The 13,488-nt window shown below is 37.9% G+C and carries 15 protein-coding genes; 2 read left to right on the plus strand and 13 right to left on the minus strand.

Annotated elements, in window-relative coordinates; translation table 11 throughout:
- Nucleotides 1-13: 13 nt before the first annotated feature.
- The 5 genes from C9J29_RS23220 to groES all read right to left on the minus strand — a co-directional run bounded on the left by C9J29_RS23220 (nt 14) and on the right by groES (nt 5,008).
- Nucleotides 14-775, minus strand: a complete 762-nt coding sequence (locus tag C9J29_RS23220; RefSeq protein WP_089987153.1) for an ABC transporter ATP-binding protein — start codon at nt 773-775, stop codon at nt 14-16.
- 4 nt (nt 776-779) lie between these two features.
- Entirely contained in the window at nt 780-1,859 is a 1,080-nt protein-coding gene (locus C9J29_RS23225) for a FecCD family ABC transporter permease (RefSeq protein WP_036120937.1), read from the minus strand.
- Nucleotides 1,860-2,073: 214 nt separating this feature from the next.
- A complete protein-coding gene (locus C9J29_RS23230) occupies nt 2,074-2,610 on the minus strand; it encodes a DUF6241 domain-containing protein (RefSeq protein ID WP_089987155.1) in 537 nt (178 codons plus the stop codon).
- Nucleotides 2,611-2,960: 350 nt separating this feature from the next.
- The gene (gene groL, locus C9J29_RS23235; protein ID WP_008176984.1) at nt 2,961-4,595 is read right to left on the minus strand and encodes a chaperonin GroEL; all 1,635 of its coding nucleotides are present in this window, start codon (nt 4,593-4,595) and stop codon (nt 2,961-2,963) included.
- A 128-nt stretch (nt 4,596-4,723) separates the two neighbouring features.
- On the minus strand, nt 4,724-5,008 hold the full coding sequence (gene groES / locus C9J29_RS23240; protein ID WP_008176986.1) for a co-chaperone GroES: 285 nt from the start codon (nt 5,006-5,008) through the stop codon (nt 4,724-4,726).
- A 168-nt stretch (nt 5,009-5,176) separates the two neighbouring features.
- Between groES and C9J29_RS23245 the strand changes: the two genes are divergently transcribed.
- The gene (locus C9J29_RS23245; protein ID WP_036120942.1) at nt 5,177-5,941 is read left to right on the plus strand and encodes a CPBP family intramembrane glutamic endopeptidase; all 765 of its coding nucleotides are present in this window, start codon (nt 5,177-5,179) and stop codon (nt 5,939-5,941) included.
- 75 nt (nt 5,942-6,016) lie between these two features.
- On the opposite strand, the gene tatC is transcribed toward C9J29_RS23245, so the two are convergent.
- From tatC to C9J29_RS23260, 3 genes are all read right to left on the minus strand, one after another.
- Nucleotides 6,017-6,841 (minus strand): twin-arginine translocase subunit TatC, encoded by an 825-nt coding sequence (gene tatC / locus C9J29_RS23250; RefSeq protein WP_008176990.1) that lies wholly within the window; start codon nt 6,839-6,841, stop codon nt 6,017-6,019.
- A gap of 16 nt (nt 6,842-6,857) precedes the next feature.
- Complete coding sequence (locus C9J29_RS23255; RefSeq protein ID WP_008176991.1) at nt 6,858-7,043, minus strand: twin-arginine translocase TatA/TatE family subunit; 186 nt, start codon at nt 7,041-7,043, stop codon at nt 6,858-6,860.
- A gap of 165 nt (nt 7,044-7,208) precedes the next feature.
- Nucleotides 7,209-7,844, minus strand: coding sequence for a redox-sensing transcriptional repressor Rex (locus tag C9J29_RS23260; protein WP_012291935.1), 636 nt, complete (start codon nt 7,842-7,844; stop codon nt 7,209-7,211).
- A gap of 244 nt (nt 7,845-8,088) precedes the next feature.
- Here C9J29_RS23260 and C9J29_RS23265 point away from each other — a divergent pair, with 244 nt between their 5' ends.
- Entirely contained in the window at nt 8,089-10,032 is a 1,944-nt protein-coding gene (locus C9J29_RS23265; protein WP_107922865.1) for an ABC-F family ATP-binding cassette domain-containing protein, read from the plus strand.
- Between the two features lie 436 nt (nt 10,033-10,468).
- Here C9J29_RS23265 and tsaD read toward each other — a convergent pair whose 3' ends face one another.
- From tsaD to C9J29_RS23290, 5 genes are all read right to left on the minus strand, one after another.
- On the minus strand, nt 10,469-11,485 hold the full coding sequence (gene tsaD, locus C9J29_RS23270; RefSeq protein ID WP_090003190.1) for a tRNA (adenosine(37)-N6)-threonylcarbamoyltransferase complex transferase subunit TsaD: 1,017 nt from the start codon (nt 11,483-11,485) through the stop codon (nt 10,469-10,471).
- Nucleotides 11,485-11,937 (minus strand): ribosomal protein S18-alanine N-acetyltransferase, encoded by a 453-nt coding sequence (gene rimI, locus C9J29_RS23275; protein WP_107922866.1) that lies wholly within the window; start codon nt 11,935-11,937, stop codon nt 11,485-11,487. The genes tsaD and rimI overlap by 1 nt, the downstream gene beginning before the upstream one ends.
- Nucleotides 11,930-12,637, minus strand: coding sequence for a tRNA (adenosine(37)-N6)-threonylcarbamoyltransferase complex dimerization subunit type 1 TsaB (gene tsaB / locus C9J29_RS23280; protein WP_107922867.1), 708 nt, complete (start codon nt 12,635-12,637; stop codon nt 11,930-11,932). Before tsaB ends, rimI begins: the two co-directional genes overlap by 8 nt.
- Nucleotides 12,634-13,083, minus strand: coding sequence for a tRNA (adenosine(37)-N6)-threonylcarbamoyltransferase complex ATPase subunit type 1 TsaE (gene tsaE, locus C9J29_RS23285; protein ID WP_043990256.1), 450 nt, complete (start codon nt 13,081-13,083; stop codon nt 12,634-12,636). Before tsaE ends, tsaB begins: the two co-directional genes overlap by 4 nt.
- Nucleotides 13,084-13,393: 310 nt before the next feature.
- The coding region (locus C9J29_RS23290) for an IS3 family transposase (protein ID WP_141395400.1) at nt 13,394-13,488 on the minus strand (95 nt) is incomplete at its 5' end.

Here is a 13,488-nt window from a genome sequence, read left to right on the forward strand (position 1 = left end):
GTTGTTGCTCCTCCTATAGTCCATATGCAAATCCTAATCCATTCGTCACTGGATTAGTAAACGTTTGACACTTAATATGATATAAAGCTTCTATTATTTCGGGTGTTAAAACTTCCTCGGGCGTACCATGCGCATAAACCTCACCATCTTTTACTGCGTAAAGATAATCACAGTAATGTGCAGCCATTTCTAAATCATGAAGTGCTGCTAACACTCCAATATTTAAGCTTCTCACACAAGAAAGTATTTCAATTTGATAACGAATATCTAGATGATTCGTTGGTTCATCTAAGATCATAAATTTAGGCTGCTGGGCAATTGTTCTCGCTAAAATAACCCGTTGCTTTTCGCCACCAGATAATGAAAGGAAACTACGTCCCTTGTAAGCTTGTAAGTTCGTGCGTGCTAATGCCTCTTCGACAATTTCAAAATCATTTTGATTATCAGACTCTAACATTTTTTTATGAGGTGTTCTGCCTAACATCACCATTTGCTGAACGGTTAAATCAAAATGCATTTCATTGAATTGCCCTACCACCCCTAAATGCTGTGAGATTTTCTTTTCTGGGCTTTTCAAAACGTCTAAATCATCTAAAAAAACCATCCCTTTTTGTGGCACTAAGCTTTTATAAATACTTTTCAGTAAAGTTGACTTTCCGCATCCATTTGGTCCGATTAAGCCCACAAATTGCTGCTTGTTTACATGAATGGAGATGTTTTTTACAATTTCCTTCTTTCCTATCTTTACTTCTATTTCCTTCGCTACTAATTCCATTGTTCTACCCTCCGAAGTTGTAACCTTTTTTTACAATCATATAGATAAATAATGGTGATCCAATGACAGAAGTAATGATGCCAATCGGTAGTTCAACATTCTCGATCAATGTTCGAGACAAAATATCTGCCCATATCATGAAAAGTCCTCCTAAGAGTAACGTTCCTAGCATTAATCGTTTATGATCCGCCCCGAAAATCCCTCTCGTAATATGTGGAATAATTAAGCCAACAAAACCAATCATACCTGCATAAGCAACCATCGTTCCTGTTATTAGCGATGTGAGAATCATATACAATTTACGGTAAACACTTAAATTGATACCTAATGTGATAGCAGATTCATCTCCAAGTAACATCGTATTCAGCACTCGATGTTGAAAAAGAAATAATGCAGCTCCTAATACGATGACGATTGCTAAAATCGGTGTTTTATCCCAGCTTGCAGAGGCTAAACTTCCCATAGACCAAAAAGTAACGGTTTTTATGCCCTCAGCATTATTGGCAAAAAAGATAATAAGACTTGAAAATGAGCTACATAATGCACCTATCACAACACCAGATAAGACGAGCTTTACCGATGTTGCTTTACCACCAATACTAGATAAAATTAGCACGGCCATAGAAGTAAGCATGGCTCCTGCAAATGCGCCAAAGGCAACCCCGAATTGTGCCAGCAATGCACTGCTGCCAAAGCCAACTAAAATGGCAAAGGTTGCACCCAATGATGCCCCTGAAGAAATACCAAGTATGTATGGATCAGCAAGAGGATTTTGTACAACTGCTTGCATCACAGCCCCACATAAAGCAAGTCCAATACCGATGAGCAGTGCAAAAATAACACGTGGCATTCTGACCTGTAAAATAATATTCAAATAGGACTCACTATCCACACTATCGAGTGTGCCAAACTTTCCATTAGATACAGCATGCAACAAGATATCCATTGATTGCTTGAAGGGTATACTGACCTGACCAATTGATACAGAAAAAACGGCAGATATTATAATGGAGCCGATTAATAGCAAGATGATGACATAATATATATTGCCCATCCCTATTCTGTTAGCTTCCTGATTATCCAAAATGTCACCTCAATTATCCAAATTATCTCAAATGATAACGATTATCATTATCATTTTACATTTCGTATTGTAAGGGATAATCTAAGGAAAAACAACAGGAAAATTTTTTTTATTAGATTTTTTTATTAAAAAACACAAAAAACTAGCTCTCCATTTTTTAACTGCAGACTGGTAAAGGGCCGACAAATAAAAAAATAACACCCTTTGCTGAGTGTTATTTATCATATAAATCTGCTTTTAAATTGTGTTCAATATAAGCTCGCTCCTCTTCGGGTCTCAATAGACGCGTCGCTCTTCCTGAATTTCTTGATTCTTCGCCACCTTGCATCTCCCAAATTGCGTTATGATCCTCTACAGCATGAGAAAAATCACCCTTCGACCATCTTTCCAATATTGAAATGTAAAGTTCTTTATATTTATAATCGTTCATTTTGCATACAGCCAACAATCGATCAACTTTTTCTTGTGTGATTTCAGTGTGGCCCCATTTTACACTAGCTTCAACTTTTTGGTGGGACATGTTATGAATGGCTTCGTTTACTTTGTGTTCTATTAAATTGTCAGGATAAAGCAATTCTTCTTTTGTAACAGGTTTACTTTCAAGAATTACACCATCATTTTCAACAATTGCTTTTTCTTTTTCAGGGACAGGCTTCTCCATATGTTCAGTGGATTTAATATAACCAAATGCTCCACCGAAAATGATGAAAATGACAATGATACTGATAACCGATTTTGTTGTTCTCTTCATGTTATAACCCCTCAGTAATTTTTTATCATTATATATTGGTTTATATTATGCAATTAGGATAATAATAACAGAAAGTTGTAACAGGGTTCAACATCTCTAAAACGTAGAGTACCTACACAATTGCATTAAATCAAGTCATAGTTCATCAAATGCTATCACATGATTATAAGTAATATCCTCAACATTTATTACTTGGATTTCAGTGCAATCTATCATCTAAAAAGTATTGATAGGCAAAGTTAAGCAACAAAAAAACCACTTCTCTTGTTTACCGAGAAGTGGTTATTGTGATTGAAATTAATTATTTACATGACCAGTAATTATTTCACAAGATGGAAGTGAATAATCCCTTACATCATTCCTGGCATGCCGCCCATTCCACTCATATCTGGCATACCTGCGCCAGCTGGTTCTGGAATGTCTGCAACTACTGCTTCTGTTGTTAAGAACAGTGCAGCTACAGAGGCAGCGTTTTGTAGAGCTGAACGAGTTACTTTCGCTGGGTCTACTACGCCTGCTTCCATCATGTTTACCCATTCGCCTGTTGCTGCATTGAAACCAATGCCAATTTCTTCACGTTTTAGGCGATCCACGATGATAGAGCCTTCAAGACCTGCGTTGTTAGCAATTTGGCGAACTGGCTCTTCTAAAGCACGAAGGACGATTTTCACTCCTGTTGCTACGTCGCCTGCTTCAGATTCAGCCACTTTTTCAACTGCTGCATATACGTTAAGAAGTGCAGTACCACCACCTGATACGATCCCTTCTTCAACAGCTGCACGTGTTGAGTTTAAAGCATCTTCAATACGAAGTTTACGCTCTTTAAGCTCTGTTTCTGTTGCAGCCCCTACTTTAATAACTGCTACACCACCTGCTAATTTCGCAAGACGTTCTTGAAGTTTTTCTTTATCGAATTCTGAAGTTGTTTCAGCAAGTTGTGCTCGGATTTGGCCAATACGTGCTTCGATTGCATCTGCACCGCCTACACCTTCAACAATTGTAGTATTGTCTTTTGTCACAACTACTTTTGCAGCACGACCAAGTGAAGAAATATCAGCTGATTTTAAGTCTAAGCCTAATTCTTCTGTAATCACTTGTCCACCAGTTAAGATAGCGATATCTTCTAGCATTGCTTTACGACGATCACCAAAACCTGGTGCTTTTACTGCTACAGCATTGAATGTACCACGAAGCTTATTCACAACAAGTGTTGCAAGTGCTTCTCCTTCAACGTCTTCAGCAATCATTAAAAGTGGACGACCTTGTTGTACCACTTGTTCTAATAATGGTAATACTTCTTGGATATTTGTAATTTTTTTATCTGTAATTAAGATATATGGGTTATCTAGAACTGCTTCCATTTTATCTGTATCTGTTACCATGTAATGTGACGCATAGCCACGGTCAAATTGCATACCTTCTACTACATCAAGCTCTGTTGTGAAGCCTTTAGATTCTTCAATTGTAATAACACCATCATTACCTACACGCTCCATCGCTTCAGCAATAAGTTGTCCAACTTCATCATCAGCAGCTGAAATAGCAGCAACTTGTGCGATTTCATCTTTATTGCTTACAGGTCGAGAAATCGAGTGTAATTCCGTTAATGCCGCAGCAACAGCTTTATCAATACCTTTACGGATACCTACAGGGTTTGCGCCAGCTGTCACATTTTTCAAGCCTTCACGAATAATTGCTTGTGCTAGAACTGTTGCAGTAGTTGTACCATCACCAGCGATTTCGTTTGTTTTAGAAGCAACCTCAGCTACTAATTTTGCTCCCATGTTTTCGTATGGATTTTCCAGCTCGATTTCTTTTGCGATTGTCACACCATCATTTGTAATCAATGGTGAACCAAATTTTTTTTCTAATACTACATTACGCCCTTTTGGACCTAATGTTATTTTTACCGCATTTGCTAATTTATCTACACCTTGTAACATTAATGAACGAGCGTCTTCTGAGAATTTAATATCTTTTGCCATGAGAATTTACCCTCCTGAAATGGAATATTCGTTAAGCTTCTTCAATATATTTATATCAATTTCATCTTATTGTCACTTTTCGATCAAGAAACAATAAGCATTCACCTTAATTTAAGGTGCATCAAATATTATTCAATAATTGCAAGAATATCGCTTTCGCGTAAAATTAGGTATTCATTACCTTCAAATTTAACTTCTGTACCAGCGTATTTAGAGAAAATAATGTGGTCGTCAACTTTAACGTCAAGCTCTACACGTTGTCCGTTCTCTAAAACACGACCTGTCCCAACTGCTACAACTTTACCTTCTTGTGGTTTTTCTTTTGCAGAGTCAGGTAGTACAATACCGAATGCAGATTTTTCTTCTACCTCGATTAGTTCAATTACAATACGATCTCCTAGTGGTCTTAACAAGTGAAACAACCTCCTAATAATAATAATTGTTGAATTTATTAGCACTCTATAACATCGAGTGCTAACACAATTATTATGATAATCAATCACACTTTTTTTTGCAAGTCAGAACTTCGAAAAATTTTGTTTTCTTTCCATATTCATCTACAATAGAAAGGAAGCCTATGAATGGAAAGGATTTTGACTGTGACTAATTCTCCAAAAGTAACAAAACATAAAAAAACAGCTCTATATGTTTTACTGATTTATATCCTCATGCATATCTCAAGCAGATGGTTGCTCTTACCGTTTCACAAGCTGGTTATGAAGATGACTGGCCTAGCTTCTGAGCAAGCAGCACCAATAACTCAAGGATGGTATATTGCGCTTAGCTTTGCCGTGGCGCTCATTTTAAGTTTAATCTTAACATCCCGTGATAAAGCCTTTTGGAACGTTTATCAAGGAAAAAAAGAAACGATACCACTCACAATTGTTTGGGGTATTCTTGGTTTCTTCCTTGTATTTTTCGGTCAAATGATTGGAGCAGCTATTGAAATGGCGGTTTTTGGTATTGAAGGAGGTTCCCAAAATACCGCTGATATTGTCGCTATAGCTAAAGGAGCTCCTATTGCCATATTAGCGATCGTTGTATTTGGTCCCATTTTAGAAGAGTTCGTCTTCCGTAGAGTTATATTTGGATCACTTGTCCAAACAACAAACTTTTGGGTGGCGGCAATAGTAAGTGCTATATTCTTTGCGATTATCCACTTCGACTTCTCCCATATTTTACTTTATACAATTTGTGGTTTGATCTTCGCCTTTTTATATCACAAAACAAAACGTATTTGGACTTCCATTATTGCACATGTCATGCTGAATGGATTTGTGACACTTGTACAATTCTATGCAGAACCATTGCAAAAGTTTCTTCAAGAACTAGAAAAAATGCAATAAATTTTTGTAAAGCTCTATAAAGTTGTCAAAAATACAAAAGCTCGGTGCCTTTATGTAGGCACCGAGCTTTATCTATTACTGTTTATTCAATTCTTCTATTTGTCGTCGTTGTTGCTCAAGAGCCTCTTCAATCTGGCGTTTTTGCTCAGCTTCCTGCTCTTCTTTTAATCGAATTTCCTCTGATTTTAAATATTTCCTATAACCAACTCGAGATATCATAATACTAATTTCATACAGGATAAATAGGGGCACTGATACCATTAAATGAGACGCCAATTCAGGTGGTGCAATGAGAGCAGCACATACAAATAAACCAAAGTATGAATATTTACGAATACGAATTAGTAGATCTGGACTCAATATACCTATCCGTGAAAAGAACAATACTACAATAGGTAATTGGAATAGAAAACCGAATGGTATTGTGAGTTTAAATAAAAATGTAAAATACTCATGTATTCCAATTGTTTGCTTAATATCTAAATCATTTGATAAATTCATCATGAATTTGATGACATACGGGAATAATAAAAAGTATGAAAAAGATAACCCTGCGATAAACAATAAAAATGAATATGGTATATAGCTTAAGGTTGCTCTTCGCTCTACTTCCCTTAATCCTGGACTAATAAATGACCACAATTGATACATTAATACTGGCGATGAAAGAATAAATGCAATTAAAAAAACAACTTGAATATAAATTGCTAGTGGTGTTACTACGTCAAATGCATGGAGCTCAATATTATATTTTGCTCCGGTAGCTTGAAGATATTTAACAAGTGGCTTGGCGACAAAAAAGGCGCCGGCCATAGCGAGAACAAAGAAAACGGCAACAATGAACAGCCGTTTTCTTAATTCTTCTATATGCTCAATGACAGTTAGATCTTTTGGATTCATTCCTCAACATCCTAACTTACTTATCTAGTTCTTTCTTTTTCTTGTCATCATCATCTTCGTCGGCTAAACCTTTAGTAGCATTTTTGAATTCACGTAGTGTTGAACCAAATGCTTTACCAAGCTCTGGTAACTTTTTAGGACCAAAAATTAGTAACGCGACAACTCCGATAATAATGAGGCTCATAGGACCAATACCGCCCATTACAGCCACCTCCTCTTTATATCCATCATTTTAACGCATATTTCGCCATTTTGCTAACTAATTATATGTGAAAGTTTTTCGTCACTCTCACTGATTTTACCTTGTTTTATTTAAAATTACTATTTGACAGAAACAGTGAACTCCACTATAAAATATGTAAAATTTTCACACTTCCTGATTCCGAATTAAATAAATAAGCGCTTGCAATTCTACCGATAAATCAATGGTTAAGAGCTGCATGCTATCTGGCACCGTTAAGCGCTCGGGCGTAAAGTTTAAAATTCCCTTTGCATTCATAGCCGCTAAACGATCTGCCATTTTTTGCGCAGAGCGTGGTGATACTGTTAAAATAGCTAGCTCTGCCCCGTATTCTGCATACTTTTCTTCCAGCAAATCAGGATGAAAAACAGGAATGTTACTAATCATTTTGCCATCCTTCGGCGCTTTCGAATCAAATGCTACAACAATATGAGTGTTGTGGTTTTTTTGAAAATTATATTTTAATAATGCACTGCCTAAATTCCCCACGCCAATTAACGCTACTTTTGTTGTTTCATGTTGATCAAGCGTCTGGCTAAAAAATTGTAATAGATGCTGTACATCGTAGCCATAGCCTTTCTTTCCAAGAGCACCAAAATAAGAAAAGTCACGGCGAATGGTTGCAGAATCTATTTTCATCGCTTCACTCAGTTCCTTCGACGAAATACGTTCCATACCTTCTTGTGCAAAGTTTTGAATAAATCGATAGTAAAGAGGAAGTCTTTTTGTAGTGGCTTGTGGAATTTTTAATTCTTGTTTCAAACTTTCTCCTCCTTAAGATGAAACTCAATCAATTTTACTGTACTAATTTTAATACATTTATCCTTAACTATATACAACATTTTTCAATCCACTAGCGTATTTCTCTTTAGTTAATGGCGCTTTGTACGCAGCTAACTAAAAAGAAATCGTTTCAATCTTACATGACTGCTCGGAATAAGTAAAGCACCGACATTGCATGCAAATCGTTCATCCATTACACTAAGGTAGAATTGAGGTGTCAAGAATGATTGTTTTACAGGTCAATCAACTAACTAAATCCTTTCTTGCAGATGAAATTTTAAGTGGTGTGAAATTAGAAGTTCAACACCGTGATCGCGTTGCCTTAGTAGGGCGCAACGGTGCAGGTAAATCTACTTTATTAAAAATAATCGCTGGTCAAATGTCCTATGACTCAGGGGATATCATTATTCCAAAGGGCATCCAGGTTGGCTATTTAGAGCAACATGCCGGATTAAATTCTACGTTAACTATTTGGGATGAAATGATGACCATTTTCGAACCCCTTTTAGTTCAAGAACAAACACTCCGCTCGCTCGAACAGCAAATGGCAGATCCTACTGTTTATGAAAATCCTACTCTGTATGCCAAAGTTATGTCGGAATACGATCAACTACAGCATACATTTAAGGATGCTGGCGGCTATCAATATGAATCGGACATACGCTCAGTGCTTCACGGCATGCAATTCTATCCGGAAGACTATGATAAACCTATTAGCTCACTATCTGGTGGACAACGCACACGCTTAGCACTAGCTAAGCTTTTATTGAGTAAACCAGACCTACTAATTCTCGATGAGCCTACGAACCATTTAGATATTGAAACATTATCTTGGTTAGAATCTTATTTAAAGAACTATGAGGGCGCTATTTTAATTGTTTCCCATGACCGCTACTTCTTAGACCAAGTTGTTTCCATTGTCTACGAAGTTTCACGTCATCGTGTCACAAAATTTACAGGCAACTACAGTGCTTATTTAGATGAAAAAGCTAAAAACTATGAACGTGATGTCAAACTTTTTGAGCGTCAGCAAGACGAAAAGGCCAAGCTAGAGGATTTTATCCAAAAGAATATTGCACGTGCCTCTACAACAAAAATGGCACAAAGTCGACGGAAGATGCTTGAACGAACAGACTGGATGGAATCGCCGGATGGTGATGAGAAATCCGCTAGTTTTGGTTTTACGATTGAACGTCAAAGTGGAAATGATGTATTATCCGTTGATGATTTAACAATCGGCTATAACGATCAGCGCATATCTAGTGGGATTAAGCTACGTACTTTTCGCGAGGATCGGATTGCTCTTGTTGGACCAAACGGAGTTGGTAAATCGACATTATTAAAAACGATTGTGAAAGATTTAACACCTCTAGCAGGTGATATCCGTTATGGTACGAATGTACAAATTGGCTATTATGATCAAGAGCAAGCAAAGCTTTCAAGCAATAAAAGTGTCTTAAAAGAGCTATGGGATGAATGGCCGCTTATGAATGAAAAAGATATTCGCACCGTATTAGGACGTTTCCTATTTAGTGGAGAAGATGTGGATAAAACCGTCTCTTCTTTATCAGGCGGTGAGAAAGCACGACTGGCACTTTCAAAACTAATGATGCAAAAGGCCAATTTTTTAATTCTCGATGAGCCTACAAACCATCTAGATTTAGATAGTAAAGAGGTACTGGAAAATGCTTTGATCGATTACCCTGGAACGCTTCTATTCGTCTCCCATGACCGCTACTTCATTAATCGTATCGCTACGAAGGTAGTGGAGTTGTCTGGAACTGGGTCGTTTGAATATTTAGGGGACTATGATTATTATGTAGAGAAAAAACAGGAGCTGTTGGAGCTAGCACAAATGAAAAGTACTTCCCAACCGCAACTACAGCAGGAACTACCTGATAAGTCCTCTACCTCCAAAATTGATAAAGAGGCAAAAAAGCGCGAACGGCAAATAAGACGTACTATCGAAGAATTAGAAGGCAAGATGCAAGAAACGACAGTCTCCATTGATAGATTAGAGGAAGCTCTCTGTGACCCTGCAATTTTTACAGATCATGAAAAAATTGCCCAACTACAAGACGAATTGGCTACTGAAAAGGAACAGCATGAGCTTTTAGAATTAGAGTGGTTAGAGTTAAATGAAGAATTAGAAAATATAGATATGTAATTTGATTTAAGCCGTGTGCATTGTCGCATGGCTTTTTTCTTTACTCTCCTTCATTTTTCATATATATTGGTCAAGTGCTATTTTTCGACAAAAAATGCCCACAGTTTTATTCACACCATAAATCTAGTAATACCAACATATCAACAGAGTTTTCCACACTGTCCACAATTAAAAATTATTTTATCCACATCACCTCGTGTAAAACATACTACTATATATTGAATAATCACAAGTTATGCACAAGTTATCAACAATTTGTGCATAAGTACGCGTGTTCGGTATTTAGTTCGCTCTATTACCTGTGGATAATTTTCCGAAAAATTTGTCAATTAAACCATTTCATTTGACGCTTCTCTTCGCTACATTCATTTTTTATCAACAAATTTTCGACAATAAAAAAGAGATATCTTCAATAAGATACCTCCTTCATTTACTACTACACCCAGGATTTTAACTCCATGCCTGGACGACCGTTCATCATTAAGTTTCCTCGGATACCCGCTTCATACATTGGCATCGCTACTGCTCCAATCATTGCCGCATTATCTGTACACAATTTGAGTGGTGGTACAAAAAACGGAATTCCTTCCTCAGCGAACACTGTCTCTAATGAAGCACGTAAGCCTTTATTGGCTGCTACACCACCAGCTGCAATGACCTGCTTCACCTGATATTCGCGAGCGGCACGCAATGTTTTCGCGGTTAGTACTTCGACAACACTTTCCTGAAAGCCCTTTGCTACGGCTGCTGGCGAAATAGCTTCGCCACGTTGATCCATATTATGTTTATAATTGATGACCGCTGATTTTAAGCCACTAAAACTAAAATCATAAGACCCTTCCTCTAACCACACTCTTGGAAAAGGAACAGCCTCTTCACCCTCATGAGCAAGCTGATCAATGCGTGGGCCACCTGGATAAGGTAAATTTAAAACTCGTGCCACTTTATCATATGCCTCACCGGCTGCATCATCTCTTGTTTCACCGATAACCTCAAAGGAGCCATGTTCCTTCATATAAACAAGCTCCGTATGCCCACCTGATACAACAAGTGCCAATAATGGAAACTCCATTGGCTGGACAAGAGCATTGGCATAAATATGACCTGCAATATGATGTACACCGATAATCGGTAAATTGTTGGCAAATGCAAAAGCCTTAGCCGCGTTTATGCCAATTAGCAACGCACCGACTAAACCTGGACCCTCCGTAACGGCAACAGCCTCTAACTCAGCTGGTTTTATATTCGCTTGTGCTAATGCTTCCTCAATAACCACTGTAATTTGTTCAACATGATGACGTGAAGCGATTTCAGGAACTACGCCACCAAATCGCTTATGGCTTTCTATTTGTGAAGCAACAACATTCGAAACAATTTCATGACCATTTCGAATAATTGCAGCAGCTGTTTCATCACAGCTCGATTCTATTGCTAATATCAATCCATTATTCATTATAAATTCACCCACATGACAAGGGCATCCTCCCCGTTATCAGTATAATAGCCTTTCCGTATACCACCATCTTGGAAATGAAGCTTGCGATAGAGATTTTGTGCAACTACATTTGTTACACGTACCTCAAGCGTCATGACTTCCATTCCATGTAAACTCGCTATATGCATCGCCTCACGCATTAGTCCTTCGCCTATCCCTCTGCCACGAGCCTGCTCAATCACAGCTACATTTGTTATTTGAGCTGCATCTATGACCATCCACATTCCACAAAAACCAATAATACTACCATCTTCATCTATAGCCAGTACATAATGCGCATACTGATTTTCATGCACTTCGTAGTAAAAGGAATCTAACGTCCATGGTACTGGAAATGAAGCCAATTCAATTTCATAAACTGCTGGCACATCGTCAGAAACCATTTTTCGATAAGTTACATTCCTACTCATGTTCCTTCTCCTTCTGTTCTTTCAGCCAGTTCGCCTCAGCCTCGGCAATCCGTTTATATTGTGGAACGAAGTGATGGGTAGCTTCGACACTTTGTAACTCCATTTTCATCGCTAGATGAATGACTTCCATCGCGCGTGGCAAGTCAATACTAAATGGTGCACGTACTGCATGATCACCAAGTATTTGCACAATATTCTCCCAAAATATATCAACATCTGTTCCTACAAATAAAATAGGTTGCTCTAATGCCTTTAAACGCACTAATAAATCATCAATATGTGCATGATGATCCTCCACAAGTGCTTCTAATGTCTCACCTTGATAAACTGCCGTATAGACATTGCCTCTTCTAGCATCAAAAATTGGACAAATTAACCCGTTATAAAGGGCAGCGTTGGCAGCTAATGTTTTTAAACTAGATATGCCGACTAAAGGTTTCTGTAATGTCCATGCTAATGTCTTTGCTAATGTCACACCTATACGGACACCTGTATAAGAACCTGGTCCTTCAGATACTGCAATCGCATCCAAGTCATTCGGCTTTACATCTATTCGTGCCAGGATTTCTTCAATCGCTGGCATCGCACCTGCAGAATGCGTTAATTTTATATTTTGTACCATCTCGGCCACTACTTTGCCGTCCTTTACAACTGCAATGGAAAGTGGTGTATTTGCTGTTTCTATTCCTAACCAAATCATTTCATTAGCTCCTCACATAGTGCCTCATAGCGTTCTCCACGAGGTATTAACACAAAGCGTCGTTCATTTTCTCCGATTCGGTAAATCTCTATCGCTAGACGATCCTGTGGCAAATCCTGTTCAATTAAATGCGCCCATTCAACCACTGATACCGCATCTCCATAAAACAGCTCATCCCAACCAAGGTCTTCATCACTTTCTGCTAACCTATATACATCTAAATGATTAAACGGTACTCTTCCCTCATACTGCTTAATAATCGTAAATGTTGGACTGTTGACTGTTCGTTTGACCCCTAGCCCCTTCGCCAAGGCTTTCGTAAATGTCGTCTTGCCCGCGCCTAGATCACCTTCTAATGTAATCGTATCCTGAGCTTCTAGTTTATTCGCAAGTTTGCAGGCAAAACGTTCTGTATCATCAACTGAATTCATGATTATTTCATACATATTCTTTTTTCCTCTCATCACTACATTACCTCTAGTTTACCTAAACTAGCCAAAATGTTCAAAGCATCCAATACCATTATACTTGCTTTGAGTGCGCTCGTTAAAAAGCTCTTTTAATAACAGCAGTTAGGTGGCACGATGAAAACAAAAACACGACTTCTCTTAAGAAGACGTGTCAGACAGTACAATGCAATAAAGTAAAGCCGCTGATTTCTACTAAGGGCGAACGCTTTCCAGTGAATGTGATAAGAAGGACAAAAACCATCGAGAGTGAATTTTGATCTGACCCAAAAAAGTTAGACATATTTAGTTAAGCAACTGCTAAGACCTGAGTTCGGTACTCCACCGGGCTTAGGTCTTTTAATTTTTCTTTCATTCGTTTGTGATTGTAGTAGTGAATATAGT

The organism is Lysinibacillus fusiformis (assembly GCF_003049525.1).
Taxonomy (GTDB): Bacteria; Bacillota; Bacilli; order Bacillales_A; family Planococcaceae; genus Lysinibacillus; species Lysinibacillus fusiformis.

Bases quoted from the DNA above. Each gene is read 5' to 3' on its own strand.
- tsaB (WP_107922867.1), bottom strand. From the start codon at position 12,637: ATGATTTGGTTAGGAATAGAAACAGCAAATACACCACTTTCCATTGCA.
- tsaD (WP_090003190.1), bottom strand. From the start codon at position 11,485: ATGAATAATGGATTGATATTAGCAATAGAATCGAGCTGTGATGAAACA.
- rimI (WP_107922866.1), bottom strand. From the start codon at position 11,937: ATGAGTAGGAATGTAACTTATCGAAAAATGGTTTCTGACGATGTGCCA.
- C9J29_RS23230 (WP_089987155.1), bottom strand. From the start codon at position 2,610: ATGAAGAGAACAACAAAATCGGTTATCAGTATCATTGTCATTTTCATC.
- C9J29_RS23220 (WP_089987153.1), bottom strand. From the start codon at position 775: ATGGAATTAGTAGCGAAGGAAATAGAAGTAAAGATAGGAAAGAAGGAA.
- groL (WP_008176984.1), bottom strand. From the start codon at position 4,595: ATGGCAAAAGATATTAAATTCTCAGAAGACGCTCGTTCATTAATGTTA.
- tsaE (WP_043990256.1), bottom strand. From the start codon at position 13,083: ATGTATGAAATAATCATGAATTCAGTTGATGATACAGAACGTTTTGCC.
- C9J29_RS23265 (WP_107922865.1), top strand. From the start codon at position 8,089: ATGATTGTTTTACAGGTCAATCAACTAACTAAATCCTTTCTTGCAGAT.
- tatC (WP_008176990.1), bottom strand. From the start codon at position 6,841: ATGAATCCAAAAGATCTAACTGTCATTGAGCATATAGAAGAATTAAGA.
- C9J29_RS23255 (WP_008176991.1), bottom strand. From the start codon at position 7,043: ATGGGCGGTATTGGTCCTATGAGCCTCATTATTATCGGAGTTGTCGCG.
- C9J29_RS23245 (WP_036120942.1), top strand. From the start codon at position 5,177: ATGGAAAGGATTTTGACTGTGACTAATTCTCCAAAAGTAACAAAACAT.